The sequence below is a fragment of the Nocardioides caeni genome (assembly GCF_004912195.1).
Taxonomy (GTDB): Bacteria; Actinomycetota; Actinomycetes; order Propionibacteriales; family Nocardioidaceae; genus Nocardioides; species Nocardioides caeni.
In genome coordinates, this window is sequence record NZ_STGW01000015.1 from 1,344 (window position 1) to 1,583 (window position 240).

General features: G+C 77.9%; 1 pseudogene. It reads right to left on the minus strand.

Going from position 1 to position 240, the window contains the following annotated elements:
• Positions 1-240, minus strand: a pseudogene (locus E9934_RS19945) (hypothetical protein); the annotation flags it as partial.

Below are 240 nucleotides of genomic sequence, written 5' to 3' on the forward strand. Positions count from 1 at the left end.
GGCGGGCTTCGCCGACTTGCTCGTCGTGTCCGCCAGCGCGGCCACGACGGCAGCACCGGCGGCGGTCGCGTCGGCCCGCTGCGGGTCCTCGGGCGCCTCCACCTCGTCAGCGCTCTCGTCAGCGCTCGCCTCGGCCGGCTCGTCGACGGGCTCCTCGACGGCGTCGAGTACGGCGGTCGCCGGCTCCGGCTCCGGCTCGGGCTCCACGACCGGCTCGGGCTCCGGCTCCACGACCGGCTC